Here is a 23702-nt window from a genome sequence, read left to right on the forward strand (position 1 = left end):
AATAAAATGTCAGTATATACAAGAAGTAACTTAACCGATAATTTATGAATAGTTGGAGAAATTTGAATACCAAATGAAAAGAAAGAACAAAAAAATAATTTTATAGCAGTTAGTGGTTTTGGATTATCAGTTTTTAATGTAAAAGTTATAGAGAATAAAGAAAAGAATAAATATCAAGTAGTTTTTTATACTTTAGGAAAATATAAAGCTTTAATTGGAGAATGTACTTATCAAGATGCATATAATGAAAAATTAAAATCTAATGAAGTACCTTTTATATTTGGAATTTATGATTCAGAGTATAAAGAGGATGATAAAAAAACTCAAGAATTCTTTAAAAAATTACCAGAAGAATTAAAAAAATTAACTAATAAATACAATGAAAAATGTCGATAAAAATATAAAGAAAGAATATTCAAGATAGAGGTGTTATAATATGGATAGTAAAAACATTATATTGTGTTTTTCGAAAGAAAACTATGAAATAAAGGGTTCAATGACACTTGATGAATTTAAAAGTTATATGAATTCGCTTCCAAAAGAAGAAGCAATTAGAATAGGAAAAGCAATGAGAAAAGATGTTAATGAATATTTAAATTTAGTTCCTAAAAGAGAAAGAAAAATTACTGAAAAACCTGTTGGACCACTTGGCCCAATAATTGATATTGATCAAACTGATTGAAAAGAAAAATATTTAGAAGAAAAAAATAAAAGAGAAAAATTAGAAAAGGAATTTAATGAATTTAAAATTGAAGTAAAGCAATTGATAACTGAATTAACACAAGAAATTAAAGTTTTAAAAGAAGAAAATCAACAGTTAAGACTTGAAAATCAACAGTTAAAACTGGAAGTCCAACAATTAAGAAAAAAAGTAGATTATTACGATAAAAAATATAAAAATGAATATGATAAGAAACATGATTTTTCTAGAGGGAGTAGATAAATATGAAAAAACTTTTAGCTTTAACTTCTTCTATTACTTTAATAACAAGTTCAATTATTTATGTTACTAGTTGTAAAACATTTGATAATAATGGAACTGTTGATAAAGAAAATGGAGATAAAAAAGAACAAGAAGCTATTAAAGAATTAAAACAAACTGCTGCAAATTGAGATTATAAATATAAAAATAAACTGTCATATCAAAAAGCAAGAGATTATTATTTAAAAACAGCAAATGATTTTTATGGTAATTTTATTAAGAATTGAGTAGATGAAGGTAAATCAGAAAATGAAATATGATATTTAAATGGAGATATTTATTTTCAATCAATAATATGATATGCAAATGAAGCACAATGAGATTTAGTTAGAATTGATGAGTTTGATGGTAATTATAAATATGAAGAAATTGATATTAATGAATTAAATCAAAAAAGTTATTCTAAAAAATGATTTCAATTTAGACTAAAAGTTTTAAATTTATATATTTCTTATTACTCTGGATTACATGAAGAAATTAAATCTCAAGGTAAATGAGGTATATATGCTATGGGCATGAATTCAGCTTTAGCTAGATATAAAACTGCTAAACAAGCTCAAATTGACAATCCAGGTGAAGGAGTTAATGTAATAGATTTACAAAAAGATATAAAATTTATAGATGATTTAACTGCATTTTGAAAATTAAGATTTGATAAAATTCAAAAATTACATAATAAGATTAGTGATATTTTAGTAAACTGAGAATAAAAATAATATATAATATAAATAGTTCACAAGAGATATGTTAGGAAACTAACTTAGCTCTTGTTTTTTTATTTTCTAACATATCCTTTTAAAATAGAAAAGGTGAGTTTTTGAAAGAAAAAATTTTGAAATATTTTGAACAAATAAAAAGTTTATGAAATCAGTTTTTAGAAAAGTACAGTTTTATTAATGAAATAGATAAAAAGTTTTTATCTGATTATCAAAAAACATTAAATAAAATTGAAATTATCATGAAAAAAATTCAAGTTATAGTTTTTCAAAAAGAAGATGAAAAAATTAATCAAATAGATAAAGCAAAAGTTAATAATTTTTATTATGAAAAGGAGAAAGAATAATATGAATACACCCTTTAATGAATATAAAAATTTTAAATCTCCTGTAGTTTTTAAAATAAAACCTAAGGATAAGTTGGGAAAAACTAGAAATGATATTTCTAAAAGAATAGAATATTATTATTCTGGAAAAGCTCAAAAAAATAATAAAACTAAAAATAGAACTTATTTAGATTATATTACACGAGGGGATGCTATTTATAAATTAAATCTAACTAAAAATGAGTTAATTGAATTAAATAAATTAAGAGAAACTAACTCAAAGGAATATTATAAAAAAATAGAGTATTTAAAAACTGTAAAAGAGGAAGTTACCGGAGTTTGAAGTAAAGAAGGATTAGTAAATGAAGAAAGATTAGGAGAAATTAAATCTAATTTATTAAAAATAAATCAAGAAAAGCAATTTGTTTGAGATACAGTTATTTCATTTGAATCTGCTTTTGTTGAAAAGTATAAAATATATTCTCCTGAAATTGTTCATGATGTTTTAAAAGATAGAATAAATATGCTTTTTAAATCTAAAGGCATTAACTCTGATAAAATGGAATGATTTTTTACTTTTCATAAAAATACTGACAATCCTCATGTGCATTTATTATTCTTTGAAAAAGAACCAACAAGATGCTTAAAAGGATATGAACCAAAATATCATTTTGATAAACATCTTTTAGAGGATTTTCGCTTTAGATTTGCAACTGACTTAATATTAAAAGAACAAAACATAGAGTATAAAGATTTTATGAAAAAGAGAGAAAATCTTGTAAATCATTTTAAACAAAGTTTAAAAGAACCAATAATTTGACAAACTTCTTCTTGAATGGATGTAAAAGAGATCTATAATGATTTAACATCTGATTATGAAAAAATAGTATATGAAATTAATAAATATAATTATGAAAATAATAGAGCGAAATTTAAAAAAGTAAATTCCTTAAAATATAATCTTTTAAATAAAACAGAAAAACAAAGAATTAATAAAATTATTAATCATATTTTAAAAAACGATAAAAATATTAGTCAAGAGTTTAAAGTTTATGTAAAAAATTTACAAGGTTATCAAAATGCAGTCAATGAAATAAATAATAATAAAGATAGTAAATTTATCTATGAGTCTCTTTATGGCAGAGATGGACTATATTCAAGAATTGGCAATAGAATTTTGTATGCAATAAAAAGAAATATTGATATATCAAGAAAAGGTATTATTTCAGCAAAATATTATCCAAAAATAAGAAAAATAAGAATCTCTATTATAAGTGATTTATTGATTAAAATTTCTAAGTTAATAAAAATTATGAATAGTTATGTTTCATTTGAAACAAATAAAACAGAGGAAATATTTAAAGAAAGAGAAAGAACTAAAAAATAGTTATGCAAACTTTAGAACAAATTACTTCTATAATTGGAGCTATAGTTATTCTTTTATTAATAATTTTTATTTGAAAATATTTAAAATGTCAAAAAATACTTAGAAAAATGAATAAAAAAGAAATTGATGAAATTACTATTAATGTATTTTTTAGAAAAAAAACTTATTATCGTTTTATTTTAAAAAATAAAATTAAATTATATAAATTATTTTTGTTAATTTTGTTAATTATTTTTGTATTACTTTTAGCTATTAGTGGAGGAGTTAAATATGCATAAGATTTCAAAAAAGAAAAGATGATTAGTTACAACTATTTTTTTTCTTATTGGTTTAATTATATTGATTAGTCTTTTTTTATTAATTAAATATGAAATAGTAAAAGTTAAACTTTTAATAAAGTATAAAAATTTTCTATTTATTCCTTTTATTGGATTGGTAGGATGATATTTTTATATAACTTGAAAAATAATATTTAATAATAAATCAAAAAAAGCTGTAAAGAATGTTGATACAAATAAAATAAAAGATTTTGGAATTGCAAGATGAATGCACAATGAAACAGAAATAAGTAATTTAAGTAAACAAGAAAAAACCTTAAAAGAGTTTCATCATTACTTTGGTTGTGATATTAAAAAATGTTGTAAACCTAAAAAAGAAATAATAAAAAAAGCTGCATGAGTTATAAATTGTCAATATAGAACAAAAGATAAAAATACTCTTGTTGTTCCTCCATTAGCTAAAAACTTTGAATATTATGATGGAGAAAACAATATTTTAGATACTGAGAAGTATTCAAATAGTTTAGAAAAATGAGAATTAGAAATAGATAAATATCATTTTAAATATAATATTGTATATCATACTTTAGAAAAACTTCATTTATTAGTAATGGGTTCAACAGGTAGTGGTAAAACTCAAAAACTTATTTTTCCTGGTATTATTAGAAATGCCTTTTTAGATAATAAAGAACAACCAACAATGGTAATTACTGATCCTAAAGGAGAAATTTATGAACAAACTAGTGGAATACTTGAATTACAAGGCTATGATGTAAAAGTATTAAATTTTAGAGATACTACAACAAGTTATTCATGAAATCCTTTATATATTAGCTGAAAGTATAGAAAAGAAGCTATTAATTATAGAAACGAATATACTTTTGTTAAAACATTTACAAATTTAGTTACTGTAAAAGAATACATAAATAAAGAAGTTATTGAACTACATAATTCACAAACTCAATTATTATGTTCAATTCATGATACTAAAAATTGTATAGATTGTGTTGAAAACTTTCAAAAAGAAATATTAAATAACGGTTGAGAAAAAGGAGAAGAAATAAAATTATATGTTTCAAATGGTAGATTTCATATAAATGAATATGACTTTGAAATAAAAGTAGAGAATCATATTAAAAATTTAAAGTCCTTATCTGAAAAAGAGATAATGAATCTAGCAAGTATTATTATTCAAACTTCTGATAATGGAGATCCTTTTTGAGTTAATGCATCAAGAACCTTTTTTATAGGAATAGCAGTTATTATGTTAGAAATTATGGATAAAAATCAAGATGCTTTACCTTTAGAAAAATTTAATATTGTAAATATAATTAAAATGATGGATGAAACAAATTTTGAAGAATGAATAGAGAAATTTAGAGATGTTAAAAATAAAGATGGCGAGGATTCTTTTGGATTAAATCAAATTCTTACAGTAGTGAATTCAAGTGAACAGACTCAAAAATCCATTATAACAACAGCTAAAGCAGAAACAACTCTTTATACTTTTACAAGTGTTCAAGGAATGTTATGCAGTACACAAAATTTAATAAATATGGAAGAAATAGCTTATGGAGAAAAACCCACAATTTTATATTTAATTGTTCCAGATGATGATAAAACATTTCATCCTTTAGTAGCTTGTTTTGTAGATCAATTGTATAAAACTTCAGTTAAAGTAGCTACAAATAATAAAGTTAGTGGTAGATTAAAAGAAGCTACATTATCTAGACAAATTCAGTTTTATTTAGATGAATTTGGTAACTTTCCTAAAATACCAACATTTGCACAAATGATTACTGTAGCTAGAAGTAGAAATATTTTCTTTATGTTAATTTTGCAAGACTATGGTCAATTAAAAACTGCTTATGGAGAAACTGAATCACAAACTATTAAATATAACTGTAATGCAAGTATTTATATTAGAACTAATGATTCATCAACTGCAGATGAGTTATCAAAAGAATATGGAGAAAAGCCAATAGTAGCTTTTAATATTAATGATAAGTTTAATAGAGTAGAGAAAAAAGATTATAAAAATAAAAAAGAAGAGGAAACTACTAATGTTACAACTGTTCCTTTAATTAGGGGAAATGAAATATTAAATTTAGATGATAATTTTATGATAGTTAAAAAAAGTGGTAAAAACCCTGCTTTGCTTCATTCAATATATTCTTATAAAGTTAAAAAATTTAAAGAATATATGAGTTATAAACGTAGTTTTGTTCCTTCTAATTCAATTAATTATAAGAAAAATCACTATTTTAATTTTATAGATAATGATTATCAAGAGTGAATTAATTATATTGGAGCAGATAAAGAATTAGCAGAATGAGAGTCTTTAAATAATTTAGATAATTTAGAAATAGAAAATAATTTGGATTTTAATAATAGTTCGATTGAAGATTATCACAATTATAATTACAAGTCTTTATTAGAAGAACAAAATAAGAATATAGTTTTGCAAAAGCAAAATATTAAATCAAAACACTTAAAAGAAATAGTTCAACAAGTAGAAGAAAATGAGGAACTAGATGATGAAAATGAAGAGTTAACTTCAATGTTTTATGACATTGAAGAAAAGTTTAGAAATAAAAAAAGTATGAAAGATCAAATAGAAAAAAATTATTTTAAATTAGAAAAAATTAAAGAAAGTTATTATAAATATTCTAATCTGTTACCAAATGAAATGACTACAAAACAAAAGCAAGAATATAATAGTTTATATGAACAACAGCTTAAAATAGCTGAAGAAAATAAAAAAATACTTGAGAGATGTAAAAACTCAAAATATTAGTTTATATGCATTTATTTTCTTAGTTTCGGTTTCACCGAAAAAAATGATATCACTTAACATAGTTTGTGAGAAAATACTCCTTTAAAAAAGGAGTATTTTTTATATAAATATGAAGTGATATCACTCTCTATCCTGCTACACTTCGTGAATTAGATATTTATAAATATTGAGTTAAAATTATTAGTTTTAACAGAGAAAATGGTTTATACTTTTAATGTATAAAAAATAATAATTATAATAGTTAAAAGAAGAACTAAAGGATAAATTTAATATTATGAAAAATAAGAAATATTATGCTGTTAAAAAAGGAAAAACACCAGGTATTTATTCTTCATGAAAAGAATGTGAAGAACAAATTAAAGGTTTTTCAGGTCAAGAATATAAATCTTTTTTAACTGAAGAAGAAGCACAAAAATATTTAGATTTTAATAAAGAAGTTACAGAAATAGATGAATCAAATTTTGTTTTAGTAGCTTATACAGATGGAAGTTTTGATCCTCAAACTGAAGATATTTTTAAAGCTGGAGGAGTAATTATAAAAGAAAATAAAATAATTAAGAAAATTTCTTATAAATATAAAGAAAAAAGATGAATGTCATCAAACAATATAGCTGGTGAAATTGCTGCTGTTATGGAAGTTATTTTATGAGCTATTAAAAATAATTATAAAAATATTCTAATTTATGTAGACTATGAAGGAATAATTAAATGATCAAATAATGAATGATTAGCAAAAGAAAATATTTCAAAAGATTTTAAGTATTTTCTAAATGAGTATAAAAAAGATATAATTATAAAATTTAAAAAAGTTAAATCCCATTCCAATAATTTATTTAATGATTTAGCAGATAGTTTAGCTAAACAAGGAAAGGATTTTAAAAGTGCATCAGATTTAATAAATCGAATGTATAATTATGTAAATCCATTTGAAATAGATAAATATATTGAAACTGCAATAACAAAAAAATTTAAAACATTAGAATTAGTTAATAGAAATAATAATAAAATAAAAGAAGAATTTATTTTAAAAGATACAGTTTCAAACGACGAATTTACTTTTTCTATTAGTAAAAATGGTTTATTTACTATGTATCAAGAAAAAGAAGAAAATATAAAAAAACAAGGATTTAAGTTTAAAGAATATATCGATAAAAATTTTAGTCAAGAAATTAAACGTAAAAATAAAATAATATCTATTAAAACTAATATAATTTCATTTGAAGAAATTTTGAAAATACTTGAAAATTATAATTTTAATAAAATTGATAATAAGCAAATTAATGTAAAGGATGCTAGTGACAATAAATTAACTATTAATTTTTATAAGAATTCTTTAGTAATTCAAGGAGGTTTAACTTCACTTTTTATAGAAGTAGTTTTTTTATTAATAAATTATTTTAAAAATATTTTATTGGATCAAGAAATTATCAATATTATTGAAAATATTATAGATGAATTTGATTATGAACAAAAAGAAAATACAGATTTTGATTCAGATATTGAATTATTAGAAAATATACCTGATAGTTTAAAAGAATTAATTAGACAGACTCCAAAGTTAATAGTAATTATAAGAAATTATGATGATAATTTTAAAGATTATTGTTTTATTCTTACATCTACTTTTAGAGTTTTAGAAACTCTAATAGCAGATTTTATAATGAAGAAAAGTTCAAAAAAACCCCCTTTATTAATAAAAAAAGATGGTTGAATTAAATTTAATATTTTTAATAAAAATAAAGAGGGTGAAAGAATAATTACAGATAAAACTATTTCAGAGGATAACTCGTTATTGATTATTGAAGGATATAACCTATATAAAGAATATAGAAATTCATACTTGCATGGAAATTTATTACCTGATAATTTAAAAAAAATAAACTCATTAGAAGAAGTAGAAAATATTTTTAATAAAATTTTAGAGTGAATTAAAAAAATTAATGATAAGATATAATACAAAAGAATTTAGGTGATTATTATGAAAAAAATTAAATATTATAAAAATATTGAAAATGATAAATTTGATTTTTTAATATCATTTGAAACTGAAGAATTATTTAATAATTTTATTACTAAAAATAATCATACTAATAGTATAAAGAAAAATAATATAGATAATATAGTTTGTAAGGTTAATAAAGATTATTTTTATTTACCTATTAAAGATAATAAAATTGATCTATTAAAGTCAAGAAAAGTTTCAAAAACATTTATAAATTTTGAAAAATTAATTGTATTAAAAAATTTTTCTATTTAATAAGTTAGAATTTAATTATCAAGAAATATAATTAGAGAAAAGCTATTATATTTTAATAGTTAATTTTGTATAACTATTTATTTACAAAAATAGCATAAAATAAATAAATTAGATAAATAAAAATGTATATTACTTTAAATAATTTTTTAATATATAATATAAATAGTTCACAAGAGATATGTTAGGAAACTAACTTATCTCTTTTTTTATTTTCTAGCATATTTTTTAGGAACCAATGAATAAGGAGAAAATAATATGAAGAAATTAATTAATTTAATATTAAATAGCCTAAATAATCCAGATGTTATTAAAAAAATATCAGAATCTATAGTAGAAAATTCAATATTAAATGAAAAAATTGACAATATTGAAGTTATGAATTTAGGGAGAAATTCTAAAACTTTACTAAGAGATTATGATAATGTTGAATCTGCGGTTCAAGAAGTTATTGAGAAAGAAATAATTCCATCTATAAAACAAAAAAATAAGAAAAATGAATATATAAGATAATGAATCAAATCTTATTTTATTTTTCTATTGGAATAAATTTCTTAGCTGATTCGAATGAATCTGGAATAAGTGGAGAGCCAATTAAAGAATGAGTATTAGGTAAAGTTACTCCAATTTTAGGAATTTTTTCTTTTGCTGTAGTTATTTGTGTTGTATTTTGAATTGCAGGATTTTGAATAAGTTATGCTGTTGCAGATGAAGATGCAAAACAAGAAAAAGTTAATAATGTGGAATATGATTTAATTGATGATGCATTATCTAGATAAAATATCCTAAAATAGCAAAATTCATATTTTGCTATTTTATTTATATATGAAAAAAGTAATATTAAGTTTATTTTTATTTATGAATTTAAGTTATATTCCATTAAAACAGTTTAATAATAATATTGAACAAAAAGAGTTAAAAAATAATTTGGAAGATATTTCAAATTATAGTTATGATCCTTCATATCCTAGTTTTAATTTATATTCAGATTTTTATTCAAGAACTCAAAGACTTTATATTGATAGTGGTAAAGAAGTTGATTCATTACCAAGTTGTTCAAATTGCAGTGATCAAAGACATAACAAAGTTAGTAACGGAGAATGATATTATTCTGAATGACAAGCAAAAGAAATAAATGTATTAAATTATGCTCCAAATAAGCAAGTTTTTTTAGATAATTATAAAGAGATTAAAGTTAGTTTTTATTATAATTACAACACCTGAGATGGAGGAACAGGATGAAGTGATAATGATGAGAAAAATATATCACCTAGACTAAATAAAGATATAGATTATAATTTCTCATCAAATAGTGGATGAATATATGCACATTCTTATCACAATGAAATTAATAAAGCTCTTTTAAAAATAGAGTTTGGACATTCATGAAGAGGTAATAATTTAATATTAAAATGAAAATTAGGAGCCTCGGTATATTGAAAAGGTGGTTCTTGATATAATCATGCAAGTTTTGTCATATTAAGTATAGATTCATTTCAATTTAAATCAAATTTTAATCAAAATAATTTAAAAAATAAAATACAAAGTGCTCTGTCTAAAAATTTTACTATAAAAAGTGATACATCTCCTGATATTAGCAATAATGAAAAAAATGGTTTACCAGGTAAATTATTAAAATCTAATAAAGAATTAATTTTAGAAGAAATTGATAAAAGATTGAGAGTCTCTTTTGGAATAGACTATTCTGCTTGATTTAGTAAACCTATTTTAAAAATAAATGATACTTTTAATGATGAGAAGAGTTATGTTTCCATAACTTTTAAAGATGAACAACAAATTTCAGGTTCAAAGCAATTTTTAACAAATGTTATAATGCCAGTTAATATTACTTTAACTGATTTCTATTATCAAAGGTCTGCACAAAAAAGATTAGTAATTAATCCTGGAAAAATTGTTAATCCAAATTCTCAACTTAATGAACTAATTATTGATAAACCTGAATATGATGTTAAAAATAATACATTTGTATATCATAACTCCATTGATGTTACTTTTACTGCAATAAGTGAATCTGAAATCCTAACTGTAAATGGTCAAGAAGTTCCTGTATTTAATAATATCTATAGAATTAAATTAGATAATAATTTGAATACTTATAAAATTGAAGTAAATGGTATTAAAAATTTAAAAGGTATTACAAAACTAAGTTTAAATATTAATATTCAATCTCTTGCTAATAAATTAAATTATAGATGAGTTGGTTGAAATCCTAAAGAAAATTTAGAGCAAAGTAAATTAATAGAAAAAACGCTAGGAGATGGAAAACCAAATCCTGATTATGATCCTTCCATTAATTCTAAAACTGGAATGAGAAATGAATATATTTATATTGAAAGAGATATGAAATTTCCTTTTTATCAAGACCCTCTTGATAAATTTGGTAACATAATAACTGATTATAAAAATATTAATAAGTCTATAATAGTTGAAGCGGCTGTTGCAAATAGTGGAGTTACATTATTAGAAAAATTTGATAAAGCAAAAATTTATAGAGTTGATAGATTAAAGTTGGATGAAAATTTTAAAGTTATCAGTAAACAAGAAAATGTGAATATAAATCAAAATGAGCAATGATCAATAGAGGGACTTTGACATTATGTAATTTATTTACAAGATTATGTTAAAGAAACTATTGACCCATCAAATCCAGGGAATCAGGATATAAATGCAACTAAAGGAAGTACTATTCACAAATTGCTTTATATTTCAAATAAATCAAAAGATTATACAAGGTTTACAAGTCTTGATTTTGTTTCAAAAAATCAATCTATATTTAAATTTTGAGATTCTTTAGCTGGTATTCATTTGAAAAATTATTTAATCTCTTATACTTCTATAAATACAAGTCAAAAAATTGAAGAGTTAACTTATGAACAAATTATCATGTATTGAAAAAAATATGTTAGCGACCAAATAAGTCAAAAAATTGATGTCCCACAAAATCCTGTAAGTTATAAAGATTTAAAAAAATTAAATATAAGTAGTTTAAAAATTAATGAAATTAATCCTTTAGAAGTAAAAAATAAAATTATAAATCATGTTAAAAAGTATATAGAAAAATTTATTAAAAATACTGTATATAAAACAGACTATATAATATGTGATGAAAATGAAAAACAAATTGAAGAATTAGATTTTCAAGATTTTATAAATTTATCAGAGAGTAATAAATATAAAAAGATTATTTTATTTATTAAAGCAGTAAGTACTTCCTCATTGTTAATAGGAAAACAAAATTTTAATGTTATTAATAATAAAGAATTTGAGGAAAGTAAAAATTTTGATTTATCAACAATTAAAGATTTGAAATCAATTAGATATAATTTTACTAATGCTGATAATCAAATAAAGAAGAACTTTTTAAATAATTATATTTATGAATATGTTAAAAAAATATTACAAACATATAAACCTAAAAAAATAGATTGAGAATATGAATATGACAAAGATTATTATATTTCTTTAAATTCAAGTCAAGCAAAAGATATAAAAATAGATACGGATTTAGAAAATGTTTTATATAAATTTCTTAATTCAAAAACTCAAGTTATTTTAGAGATATTTATAGTTTCTAAAGATGAATCAATTAAACTAAGTGGTTTGACAAGTTATAAAATTATTAATGATCCAAAAGATAACAATGTTGCACCTGAGGTTCCTGAACCTCCCTTTAAACCAGAAGTTAGTAAGAAAAACAATATTTCTAATAAAACTGTAAGATGATGAATTATTTTAATTATTTGTTTTTCAATAGTACTTTTAATTTTATTTGGAGTTATTTTATGAAAACGAAGAAAAGTAAAAAAAATAAAATAGTTTAAATAAACTATTTTATTTTTTTAAAGCTTTTTATTTTCTTTAAAGTTAAAATTTACTTATAAGAGATTAAAAGGTGTATTTATGGGAAAGTACAATTTTGCAAATTATAAAAAAACTGTCTACTTTAATCAAAATCTTTATTTTTAAGATTTCGAAGAGAAGTTACTAGATAAAGCTAAAAAAGATATTCAAAAAGAATTTGAAAGAATAGATTTAAGAATAAGATATGACAAAAAAAGAATTGCTTGTGGATGGCAAATAAAAGATTATAGATATAGAAAAATAAAAACTTTATATGGTGATGTAAGTTTTTTAAGAACTAGATATTGAAATAAATTTACAAAGGAAGTTAAAGTTTTAGTTGATCAAGAAATTCCTATTGAAAAATATCAAAGAATAATACCAAATTTAAAGATAGAGATTTTAAATCGAGTTGGGAGAGGAAACAGATACTGTGATATTGTTGATTGTTTACGTAACAGTAAAATTAGTGAACAAACAATCTCAAACATAGTTAAAAAATTTAATATATCTCAAGATACAATTGAAGATTTAAAAGGCAATAAAATAGATGTTTCAAAAAAAGAATACATTTATATTGAAACTGATGATACTTTTTCAAATTTTGTTAAAGATAATAAAAAAACTAATTTTAGAATTAGAATTGCAACTATTCATACTGGTGCAAGAAAAGGTATTCATAATAGAAAATATTTGGAAAATAAGAAAATAGATTATATGTTAATTGAAAAAGGTAAAGGAATTTCTACATTAGATTATTCAAAAAGAATTAAAGCTTTTATAAATAATCATTATAGAAACTACGAAAATAAACAACTAATTATTTTAGGAGATAATGCGACATGAATAAATAATTTGGCATATGAACTTGGAGGGTTTTATGTTTTAGATAAGTATCATTTATTAAAAAAATTATCTAATGTGTTTCCTTATAATAATCGTAATAGATTTACTAGTGAGAAATGAAAAAAACCCTTTTTATATATAAAAACCTCTATATTAAAAGGATTAAGTTATAACTATGTTCTAGATGCTCTAAACGAGGTATTTTTATGATTAGAATCGAGCAATGAAAAAGAAAAATTAAGAGAGTTTATTAAATTCATAAGTTTTATTAAAAGAAACAGTTGTGCCATAAAAAATTATTATAAAAAGTTCGATTCATCATCTCATACTGAAGGACAAGTATCATCTTTTGTAAAACAAACATTAGGTTATGGAAAAAAAATATATGGCTTTAAAACCTTTAGTAATTTATTAAAAATTAAACAAATACATGCTAATGGTTATGATATATGTGAGTTATTAGAGTATGAAATAGAAACACTACAAATTAATAATTTGGACTATATATATAAAGAAGTAATAGAATACAAAACTATAGGTTTATTATGAAAAGATAAAAAATCAGATATATCAAGAAAAGGCTCATGAGCTAAAATAAAACAACCAGGATTTAAAAGAGTTTAAATATTTTTGTTTCCTTATTTATAGTAAAAATTAACATAGAAATATGTCATTTTTATGTTAATTTTTTTTAAAATTATTCATATTTTATATTCTTTTTTTACAAAAAAATAATATAATTATTTTAAGAAAGCACTTTTTATATAAAAAAATCAAATCATCCATAATATATACACCCCACATTTTTTATATAACCCCCATTAATATTTATTAGCATAAAAGTTAAATATTTGGTATTATCTATAAGTTATTAAATTATTAAAGACTAAATAGGAGAACATTATGAATAAAAAAATAATAAATATAGCAGTTATTGCTCACGTAGATGCTGGAAAATCTACTCTAGTTGATGCTTTTTTAAGTCAATCAAATGTTTTTAGAGCAAATGAAGAAGTAAAAGAGCAAGTTATGGATAGTAATGATCAAGAAAGAGAACGTGGAATTACAATTTATTCAAAGAATTGTGCTATTGAATATAATGGATACAAAATTAATATTGTTGATACTCCAGGCCATGCTGATTTTTCAAGTGAAGTTGAAAGAATAATGAAAACGGTTGATACAGTAATATTATTGGTAGATTCAGCTGAAGGGCCAATGCCTCAAACAAGATTTGTTCTTTCTAAAGCATTAGAATTGGGATTAAGACCTATACTTTTAGTGAATAAAATTGATAAAAAAGATCAAAGAGCTTTAGAAGTAGTTGATGAAGTACTAGAATTAGTTATGGAACTTGATGCAAATGATGAACAAATAGAATTTCCTTCATTGTTTGGAACAGCTCGTGAAGGTATTGTACAGTATTCAATGGAAGAAAAAAGTGACAATTTAGTTCCTTTATTTGAAACAATTATAAAGCAAGTAGGAAATTATCCATTAGAATTGGCAAAAGAGCCAGTTCAATTGCAAATTTCTTCTCTAGCATATGATTCATTTATTGGAAGATTGGGAATTGGAAGATTATTTAAAGGTGTTTTAAAAGAAGGACAACAAGTTGCTATTAGCAAAAATGATGGAAGTGTTGCAAAAGGTAAAGTCTCAGGATTATTTATTTATGAAGGCTTAAAAAGAGTTGCTGTAAAAGAAGCTCGAGCTGGAGAAATTGTTGTTATTTCAGGAATTAGTGATTTAACAATTGGAGATACAGTGTGTGAACCAGATAAAATTGATGCATTACCTCCAATTGTTATTGAAGAACCAACTATGAGTATGAATTTTTTAGTAAATACTTCTCCATTTGCTGGAAGAGTTGGTAAATATGTTACTACAAGAAACATCAAAGAAAGATTAGATAAAGAATTAGAAGTAAATGTTGGTTTAAGAGTAGAATCTTTAACTGATTCATCTGCTGATGGATTTAAAGTTCTAGGTAGAGGTGAACTTCATTTATCTGTTTTAATTGAAACTATGAGAAGAGAAGGATTTGAACTAGGAATTTCAAGACCAGAAGTAGTTATTAAAATTGATGAAAAAGGTAACAAGTTAGAACCAATGGAAAAAGTAACAATTGATGTTCCAACAGAATATTCAGGGACAGTTATTAATAAATTAAATTTAAGAAAAGGTATAATGACTGACATGGATTCTGATGGAATAAGAGATAAAGTAACATATCATATTCCAACAAGAGGATTAATTGGATTTAAATCAGAATTTACAAATGATACTCGTGGGGAAGGGGTTATGGTTAAATCAAGTATTGGTTATGAAGAATATAAAGGAAAAATTGAAGGAAGACAAAATGGTACCTTAGTTTCTATGGCAAATGGAGTAACTCTTCCTTATGCTCTAAATAACTTAGAAGAGAGAGGTATTTTATTTGTTGGACCTCAAGTTGAAGTTTATGATGGAATGATTGTAGGATTGCATTCACGTGACAATGACTTAAATGTTAACCCAACAACAGGTAAGAAATTAACAAATACTAGAGCATCAGGAAGTGATGATTCAGTTAAACTGACTCCACCAAGAAAATTCACTCTTGAAGAAGCTTTAGAGTTTATTGAATGAGATGAACTTGTTGAAGTAACTCCTGAAGATATTAGATTAAGAAAAAAATGACTTTCAGAAAACGAAAGAAAACAGCATAGAAATGATCCACATTAGTGAAAAATTCCATATAGGAATTTTTTTTTAAAAAAAGTTCCACTCATATCAATAAAAAATTCTAAATAATCTAGAAAAATAGGGTTATTATAGAAGTGTAAGGAGAATTTTAATATGTCAAAAATAACTAATATTGTTGCACGTGAAGTACTTGATTCACGTGGATTTCCAACAGTTCAAGTTGATGTAACAACTGAATTTGGTGGATTTGGAACTGCAAAAGTTCCTTCAGGAGCTTCAACTGGATCAAGAGAAGCACTAGAATTAAGAGATGGAGATAAAAATCGTTTCAATGGAAAAGGTGTTTTAAAAGCTGTTGATAATGTAAATAGCAAAATAGCTGATGTAATTATTGGAATGGAAGTAACTGATCAAATTGCTATTGATACAGTAATGTGTAAATTAGATGGAGATGACTTCAAAAAAAACTTAGGAGCAAATGCTATTTTAGGTGTTTCTTTAGCTGTTGCTAAAGCAGCTGCAAGTGAATTAGAAATTCCATTATACAGATACATTGGAGGAACAAACGCTAGAAGATTGCCAGTTCCTATGTTAAATGTTATTAATGGTGGTGAACATGCTGATTCAGCAATAGATTTCCAAGAATTTATGATTATGCCTGTTGGTGCTCCAACATTTAGTGAATCTTTAAGATGAGCTTCAGAAACTTTCCAAGCTTTAAAATCATTATTACAAGATAAAAAAGATATTACAGCTGTTGGAGATGAAGGAGGATTTGCTCCAAATTTTGCATGAGCATATCCAAATGAAACTATTGAAGCATTTAAAGCAAAAACTCCAGTTGAAGTTTCTTTAGATTTACTAGTAGAAGCTATTAAAAAAGCTGGTTACAAAACTGGAAAAGATGGAATTATGATTGCAATGGATTGTGCTAATTCAGAATTATATATTAATGGAAAATACCATTTCAAAAAAATTGAAAAATTAACTGGAAAAGAATGAGCATTAACAACAGATGAAATGGTTTCATTCTTAGATAAATTAGTTGATAAATACCCAATTATTTCAATTGAAGATGGATTGGCTGAATCAGATTGAGATGGATTCCAAAAACAAGTTAAAACAATGGGAAACAAAATACAAATTGTTGGAGATGATTTATTTGTAACAAATCCTAAAATTACTGCAGAAGGAATTGAAAAGAAAGCAGCAAACTCAATATTAATTAAATTAAATCAAATTGGAACTTTAACAGAAACAATTGAAACTATTCAAATGGCTCAAAAAGCTGGTTGAACAGCTGTTACTTCACATCGTTCAGGTGAAACTGAGGATACAACAATTGCTGATTTAGCTGTTGCTTTAAATACAGGACAAATTAAAACTGGTTCAATGTCAAGATCTGATAGAATTGCAAAATACAATAGATTATTAGAAATTGAAGCAGAATTAGGGGAAGCTGCAATTTATGATGGTTTAAAATCATTCTATAACTTAACAAAATAATAAAAATATAAATTTTACTCGAACCTTAAAAAGGTTCGTTTTTTATTTATAATTAAATAAGGTGATTTTTATGTTGAAAAAGAGGAAAAATTGAACATTAATATTTTTATTATTAGTTTTTTTATTGTATTTTATAATAATTGCAATTTATGATTATAAAATTGCATTAATGATAGGCAATAATTTGACAAATAGTTTCTTTTCTCTTTTTTTTGATAAGATAGGTTCACTTATAATAATTTTTCCTATTTATATAATCTGTTTAGCGTATTTTTTAAAACTTATAAATACAAAAAAAATTAGCAGTATAGTTAAAATATTAGTAATTGTATTATTTGATTTAATTTATATTGCAATTTCTTTTTATTTATTTGTTAGTATTAAAAATTCTAACAATGATTTATCAAATAAAATTTCTATAGCAATTATGTGTTTATTTCTTACATTATTAATTTTTTGAATTAGTTATATATGAATTAAACTTTTATTATCTAATAATATTGAAAGAATAAATAGAATATTTTATTGTGCAAATATTAGTATTGTATTTATGATTTTATGTTGAACAAATTTAATATTGTTCAAGTATATATTTGGAAGAAATAGGCCTGAAGCAGTAATTGAACTTAAAAACTCATTTCAGTATGTATTTCAAATAAACTTTAATAGAGTTGGTAAACAAAGTACAAGTTTTCCTTCTGGTCATACTATGGCAATCGCTCAATTAATTATTTTATTATATTTTATAATTTTTAAAAATAAAAAGTGAGAGAATATATTTAGAATTTTATTATTTTCATTAGTAATAATTTTAATTATGTTAATGGCAATTTCAAGAATGACAATGCAAAAACATTTCATAACAGATTTATCATTTTCAATGTTTTTAATTATTCTATATTATCTTGTAACACTAAAAATTGTAGAAAAATTATATAAGAGGATAAAAAGAAATGGCTAAATATATTGGATTAGATTTGGGAAGTAAAACAATAGGAATCGCTACAAGTGAAGGTTATTTTGCAAATCCTAAAGAAACAATTAGATATCAAGAAAATAATTTTCTTGAAGCTATTACAAAACTAAATTCCTTTCTTAAAAAAGAGGGATTTGAAAAAATAATAGTTGGATATCCAAAAAATATGGATGGTTCAAAAGGGCATAGAGTTGAAATGGTTGAAGAATTTATTGATAAAATGATTGAGCAAAAGATTATTTCAAGTGACTTAATTGAAAGAGTAGATGAAAGATTAACAACAAGAATGGCAAAACAAGTTATGATTTCTGCTGATTTAAGTAGAAAAAAACAAAAAGAAAATAAAGATCAAATTGCTGCTAAATTAATTTTAGAAACATATATCAACTCAATTAAGTAAGTATATAATCAATTTGTAAATAAGTGGAGGTATAAATGAAAAATCATCCTTTAGTTAAAGAAATTCTATTTTCAAAAGAAGAAATAGAGACAAGAACTAAACAGTTAGCAAAAGAAATAGAAAGTTATTATAAAAGTAAAAATGTAAATGAAAATACAGTTATTCTTATAGGTCTTTTAAAAGGTTGTATTCCTTTTATGGCAGATTTTATTAAATATTTTGACCATGAATGTCAAACAGAATATATGGTCGTTTCTTCCTATTTGGGAGGAACAAAAACAACAGGAGAACCTAAAATTAATTTGGATTTAAATATTTCTATTAAAGATAAACATGTATTAATAATAGAAGATATTATTGACTCTGGAATAACATTAAAATATGTTAAGAATTATATTTCTTTTAAAGGAGCAAAAGAAGTTAAAGTAGTAACTCTTTTAGATAAACCTGAAGGAAGAACAGTTAAGATAGATGCTGATTGAAGTGGTTTTGTTATTAAACATGAATTTGTTATTGGCTATGGATTGGACTATGATGAAAGATTAAGGAATCTTCCTTATATTGCAGTTTGTGATGTAGATAAACTTAAAGTTTGAAAATGATAATTTAATGTCATTTTTATTATTTAATTAGATTTTAAAAAAGTTATATAATCAATATATATGGAGGAAGTTTATGATTAAAAAAATAGGTGTTTTAACATCAGGAGGAGATGCACCAGGTATGAATGCTGCTGTTGCATCAGTTATTAAAACTGCAATTTCAAAAGGGATTGAAGCTTTTATTGTTAAAGATGGTTATAAAGGTCTTATTAATAATTGAATTGAAAAAGTAGATATTAATTTTGCATCAGATATTATTTCAAAAGGGGGAACTGTAATAGGTTCTGCAAGATTACCTGAATTTAAAGAAGAATCAGTTAGACAAAAAGCTGTTAAAAATTTAAAAGCAATAGGAATTGAAGCATTAGTTGTAATTGGTGGAGATGGAAGTTATCAAGGTGCTGAAAAGTTAACAAAAATGGGAATAAATTGTATAGGTCTTCCAGGAACAATTGACAATGATATTGTTTCTTCAGATTATACAATAGGTTTTGACACGGCACTAAATATTGTAATAAACTCATTAGATCAAATAAGAGATACAATTCAATCTCACAATAGATGTATGGTTGTAGAAATTATGGGAAATGGGTGTGGAGATTTAACTTTATATGGAGCAACTGGAAGTGGTTCTGAAGTGTTCTCAACAAAAGAAAGTTATTTAACAGAAAATGAAATAATTAATCAAGTTAAGGAATTGCGCAAAAAAAATAAAAGAAGTGTAATTGTTGCTGTTGCTGAAAAAAACTATGATGTAAATGAATTGGCAAAAAAAATTGAAAAAGAAACTGGTTATGAAACTAGAGCAACAATTCTTGGTCACATCCAAAGAGGAGGAAAACCTAGTGGTATAGATAGATATTTAGCAGTTAAAGCAGGAATATTTGCAGTTGAACAGTTAATTGCAGGTAAAGGTGGCTTGTATATTGGAATGAGCAATAATAAATTAGTTGCCAGAGATATAGAATTAACTCTAAATATGCCAAAAGTTGATAAAACTGATGAGTATGAAAAACTAAGAAATATTAATAAAGCAATTTAATAATAAGGAGAAAATAATTATGGATAAAGAAATAGAATTTTATGAACCAAGTAAAATTGCAAAAAAAATTAAAAGAACTAAAATAGTTACAACAATAGGACCAAGTACTCATTCAAAAGACGATATTAGAAAATTATTTGAATCAGGAATGAATGTTGTTAGGTTAAATTTCTCTCATGGAAAACAAGAAGAGCAATCAGAAAAAATTAAATCAGTAATTGAATTAAGAGAAGAATTAGAAAAACCAATTTCAATTATGTTAGATACAAAAGGTCCAGAAATTAGAATTGGAAAAGTTTTTGATGGAGCACAAGAAATTAAAGCTGGATCAGATATTAGAGTTTATACAACTCAAGAAGAATATTTAAATCGTGAATGTAAAGCAACTGAAATGACAGTTTCATATGATATGAGTATTGATTTAAAACCAGGAGATACAGTTTTAGTAGATGATGGAAAATTGACATTAAATGTTATTAATGTCGAATTAGGATTTATTAATTGTAAAGCTTTTAATACACATACTATAAAAACAAATAAAAGGGTAAATTTACCAGGTGTTGATTTTTCATTACCATTTTTAGCTCAAAAAGATATTGATGATATTAAATATGGAGTAAAAATGAAAGTTGATTATATTGCAGCATCATTTGTTAATTCAGCAGATAATGTAAAAGAAATTAGAAATATTTTAAAAGAATGTAAAGCTGAACATATTCAAATTATTTCAAAAATAGAATCAAAAATAGGTATTTTTAATATCGATTCAATTATTGAAGCATCAGATGGAATTATGGTTGCTCGTGGAGATTTAGGATTAGAAATTCCTTATTATGAAGTGCCATATTGAGAAAAACAAATGATTAGAAAATGTAGAAAAGCCGGAAAAGTAGTAGTAGTTGCAACACAAATGTTAGAATCAATGACTGATAATCCTCATCCAACAAGAGCTGAAGTCACAGATGTTTATTATGCAACTGAATTAGGAGCTGATGCAACTATGTTAAGTGGTGAATCAGCTGCAGGTATTTATCCATTTATAACAACAGAAACTATGGCAACAATTAATAAGCGTGCAGAATTAGGTTTTTATGGAAAAATTTATTATGATAGAGCATTAGAAGTTGCAAGAAATAGCTCATCTGGTAAAAGAGCACAAATTGCAGATGAATTGGCAAATATTACAAGAAATGGGAAATATGAATTTGCATTAGTACTTTCAAGAACTGGTGAATTGTTAAGAACTATTTCAAAATTTAGACCAAATGTTACAATCTTAGGTGTTTGTGATAATGAAAAATTATGAACTGGTTTTGGCGCAATGCATTCAATTTTTATGAATAGAGTTAAAAGCATTAATAAAATTATTGACAATAATGAAGAATTATCAGAAATTGCAAGATCATGAGGTGCAAAAAAAGGAGAACAAATTCTTATTGTTAGAAGTCAAAATATTAAAGTTCATACAGTTTAAAAAGCTAAATAGTAGTTTTTTAAACTATTCTATTTAAATAAAATATACTATATAATGTTATAATTTTTTTGTTATTTATAAGGAGAAATAAGATGAATAAATTTAATTTAAATGAAAAAATGAAAAGAACCAAAGTTATTACAACTATTGGTCCAAGTGTTCACTCAAAAGAAGCTATCAAAGAATTATTTGATAAAGGAATGACAACAATTCGTTTGAACTTTTCACATGCAGATTTTCAAGAACATGGAGAAAGATTTGAATGAGTTAAAACTTTAAGAAAAGAAATAAATAAACCAATTTCAATTTTATTAGATACAAAAGGTCCAGAAATTAGAATTGGAAAAATGAAAAATGGAAAACAAGAAGTTAAAGTAGGAACTGAAGTAACTGTTTATACTGATCCAAAAGATTTCTCAACAAGAGAGTGTTCAGCAAATGAAATGCAAATGTCATATGATATGTCTCAAGATGTTAAAGTTGGAGATGTTGTTTTAGTAGATGATGGAAAATTAACAATGCATGTAACAAGTGTTGATAAATATAAAGTTATGTGTAAGGCATTTAATACTCATTTAGTAAAAACAAATAAAAGAGTAAATTTACCAGGTGTAGAATTTACATTACCATTTTTAGCTGAAAAAGATTATAAAGATATCCATTTTGGAATCGAAAATAATATTGATTATATTGCAGCATCATTTGTTAATTCAGCAGATAATGTAAAAGAAATTAGAAATATTTTAAAAGAATGTAAAGCTGAACATATTCAAATTATTTCAAAAATAGAATCACAAGTTGGATGTGATAATATTGATTCAATTATTACAGCTTCAGATGGAATTATGGTTGCTCGTGGAGATTTAGGATTAGAAATTCCTTATTATGATGTACCATATTGAGAAAAACAAATTATTAGAAAATGTAGAGAGCAAGGAAAATTAGTTATTGTCGCAACACAAATGTTAGAATCAATGACTGACAATCCTCAACCAACAAGAGCTGAAGTAACAGATGTTTATTATGCAACTGAATTAGGAGCTGATGCAACTATGTTAAGTGGTGAATCAGCAAATGGAGATTTCCCATTTATTACAGTTGAAACTATGTCAACAATTAATAAACGTGCTGAAATTGAATTCTATGAAAAAAATTATTATATTAAACAATTAGAAAATGCTAGAAAATCAAGTTCAGGAAAAAGAGCAGAAATTGCAAATCAATTAGCAAATACTACTTTAGGTGGAAATTATGAATATGCTGTTGTTTTATCAAGAACTGGTGAATTGTTAAGAACTATTTCAAAATTTAGACCAAATGTTACAATCTTAGGTGTTTGTGATAATAAAAAATTATGAACTGGATTTGGAGCAATGCACTCAATCTTTATGAATCAAGTAGCTAATTTAGATTCATTCATGGATGATCAAAAAGCTATCTCAGAAGTTGCAAAATCATGAGGTGCAAAATCAGGAGAAAGAATTTTGTTTGTTAGAAGTGAAAATATTAAAGAAATTACAGTATTATAATTTTAAAAAATTAAACATTTTTATGTTTACTTTTTTTC

At 23.6% G+C, this 23702-nt stretch carries 21 protein-coding genes; all 21 read left to right on the plus strand.

From position 1 onward, the window contains the following. The first annotated feature begins 6 nt into the window (after window positions 1-6). The 21 genes from AACK92_RS01315 (at window position 7) to pyk (AACK92_RS01415) (ending at window position 23664) form a co-directional block, all read left to right on the plus strand. The gene (locus AACK92_RS01315) at window positions 7-396 is read left to right on the plus strand and encodes a hypothetical protein (protein ID WP_339021288.1); all 390 of its coding nucleotides are present in this window, start codon (window positions 7-9) and stop codon (window positions 394-396) included. Between the two features lie 40 nt (window positions 397-436). Further along, complete coding sequence (locus tag AACK92_RS01320; protein ID WP_339021775.1) at window positions 437-943, plus strand: hypothetical protein; 507 nt, start codon at window positions 437-439, stop codon at window positions 941-943. Window positions 944-945: 2 nt separating this feature from the next. Beyond that, a complete protein-coding gene (locus AACK92_RS01325) occupies window positions 946-1692 on the plus strand; it encodes a hypothetical protein (RefSeq protein WP_339021290.1) in 747 nt (248 codons plus the stop codon). Window positions 1693-1799: 107 nt separating this feature from the next. Further along, the gene (locus tag AACK92_RS01330) at window positions 1800-2045 is read left to right on the plus strand and encodes a hypothetical protein (protein ID WP_339021291.1); all 246 of its coding nucleotides are present in this window, start codon (window positions 1800-1802) and stop codon (window positions 2043-2045) included. Between the two features lies 1 nt (window position 2046). Then, window positions 2047-3411 carry a relaxase MobL gene (gene mobL, locus AACK92_RS01335; RefSeq protein WP_339021293.1) on the plus strand — a complete coding sequence of 455 codons (1365 nt, stop codon included), beginning with the start codon at window positions 2047-2049 and terminating at the stop codon, window positions 3409-3411. A 2-nt stretch (window positions 3412-3413) separates the two neighbouring features. Then, complete coding sequence (locus tag AACK92_RS01340) at window positions 3414-3689, plus strand: hypothetical protein (protein ID WP_339021296.1); 276 nt, start codon at window positions 3414-3416, stop codon at window positions 3687-3689. Next, a complete protein-coding gene (locus AACK92_RS01345) occupies window positions 3682-6486 on the plus strand; it encodes a type IV secretory system conjugative DNA transfer family protein (protein WP_339021298.1) in 2805 nt (934 codons plus the stop codon). The genes AACK92_RS01340 and AACK92_RS01345 overlap by 8 nt, the downstream gene beginning before the upstream one ends. Window positions 6487-6760: 274 nt before the next feature. Further along, on the plus strand, window positions 6761-8440 hold the full coding sequence (locus tag AACK92_RS01350) for a ribonuclease H family protein (protein WP_339021299.1): 1680 nt from the start codon (window positions 6761-6763) through the stop codon (window positions 8438-8440). Between the two features lie 24 nt (window positions 8441-8464). Then, window positions 8465-8743 carry a hypothetical protein gene (locus tag AACK92_RS01355; RefSeq protein ID WP_339021300.1) on the plus strand — a complete coding sequence of 93 codons (279 nt, stop codon included), beginning with the start codon at window positions 8465-8467 and terminating at the stop codon, window positions 8741-8743. Window positions 8744-8998: 255 nt separating this feature from the next. Next, the gene (locus AACK92_RS01360) at window positions 8999-9253 is read left to right on the plus strand and encodes a hypothetical protein (RefSeq protein ID WP_339021301.1); all 255 of its coding nucleotides are present in this window, start codon (window positions 8999-9001) and stop codon (window positions 9251-9253) included. Then, a complete protein-coding gene (locus AACK92_RS01365; RefSeq protein WP_339021302.1) occupies window positions 9253-9519 on the plus strand; it encodes a hypothetical protein in 267 nt (88 codons plus the stop codon). The genes AACK92_RS01360 and AACK92_RS01365 overlap by 1 nt, the downstream gene beginning before the upstream one ends. 46 nt (window positions 9520-9565) lie before the next feature. Continuing rightward, window positions 9566-12577, plus strand: a complete 3012-nt coding sequence (locus AACK92_RS01370) for an Mbov_0399 family ICE element protein (RefSeq protein ID WP_339021303.1) — start codon at window positions 9566-9568, stop codon at window positions 12575-12577. Between the two features lie 189 nt (window positions 12578-12766). Then, complete coding sequence (locus AACK92_RS01375) at window positions 12767-14071, plus strand: Mbov_0401 family ICE element transposase-like protein (RefSeq protein WP_339021746.1); 1305 nt, start codon at window positions 12767-12769, stop codon at window positions 14069-14071. A 276-nt stretch (window positions 14072-14347) separates the two neighbouring features. Then, window positions 14348-16174: a translational GTPase TypA gene (gene typA / locus AACK92_RS01380; RefSeq protein WP_422397877.1), complete on the plus strand. Its 1827-nt coding sequence runs from the start codon at window positions 14348-14350 to the stop codon at window positions 16172-16174. A gap of 114 nt (window positions 16175-16288) precedes the next feature. Next, on the plus strand, window positions 16289-17641 hold the full coding sequence (eno, locus tag AACK92_RS01385; RefSeq protein WP_339021306.1) for a phosphopyruvate hydratase: 1353 nt from the start codon (window positions 16289-16291) through the stop codon (window positions 17639-17641). Window positions 17642-17711: 70 nt separating this feature from the next. Next, window positions 17712-18602 carry a phosphatase PAP2 family protein gene (locus AACK92_RS01390; protein ID WP_339021307.1) on the plus strand — a complete coding sequence of 297 codons (891 nt, stop codon included), beginning with the start codon at window positions 17712-17714 and terminating at the stop codon, window positions 18600-18602. Beyond that, window positions 18595-19017: a Holliday junction resolvase RuvX gene (ruvX, locus tag AACK92_RS01395; RefSeq protein WP_339021308.1), complete on the plus strand. Its 423-nt coding sequence runs from the start codon at window positions 18595-18597 to the stop codon at window positions 19015-19017. The genes AACK92_RS01390 and ruvX overlap by 8 nt, the downstream gene beginning before the upstream one ends. Before the next feature lie 35 nt (window positions 19018-19052). After that, a complete protein-coding gene (gene hpt / locus AACK92_RS01400; protein ID WP_339021309.1) occupies window positions 19053-19622 on the plus strand; it encodes a hypoxanthine phosphoribosyltransferase in 570 nt (189 codons plus the stop codon). Window positions 19623-19692: 70 nt separating this feature from the next. After that, window positions 19693-20661: a 6-phosphofructokinase gene (gene pfkA, locus AACK92_RS01405; protein ID WP_339021310.1), complete on the plus strand. Its 969-nt coding sequence runs from the start codon at window positions 19693-19695 to the stop codon at window positions 20659-20661. A 19-nt stretch (window positions 20662-20680) separates the two neighbouring features. Continuing rightward, the gene (gene pyk, locus AACK92_RS01410; RefSeq protein WP_339021311.1) at window positions 20681-22135 is read left to right on the plus strand and encodes a pyruvate kinase; all 1455 of its coding nucleotides are present in this window, start codon (window positions 20681-20683) and stop codon (window positions 22133-22135) included. Between the two features lie 92 nt (window positions 22136-22227). Next, window positions 22228-23664: a pyruvate kinase gene (gene pyk / locus AACK92_RS01415; RefSeq protein ID WP_339021312.1), complete on the plus strand. Its 1437-nt coding sequence runs from the start codon at window positions 22228-22230 to the stop codon at window positions 23662-23664. Window positions 23665-23702: the final 38 nt, after the last annotated feature.

This window comes from Spiroplasma endosymbiont of Atherix ibis, assembly GCF_964020005.1.
Classification (GTDB): Bacteria; Bacillota_I; Bacilli_A; order Mycoplasmatales; family Mycoplasmataceae; genus Spiroplasma_A.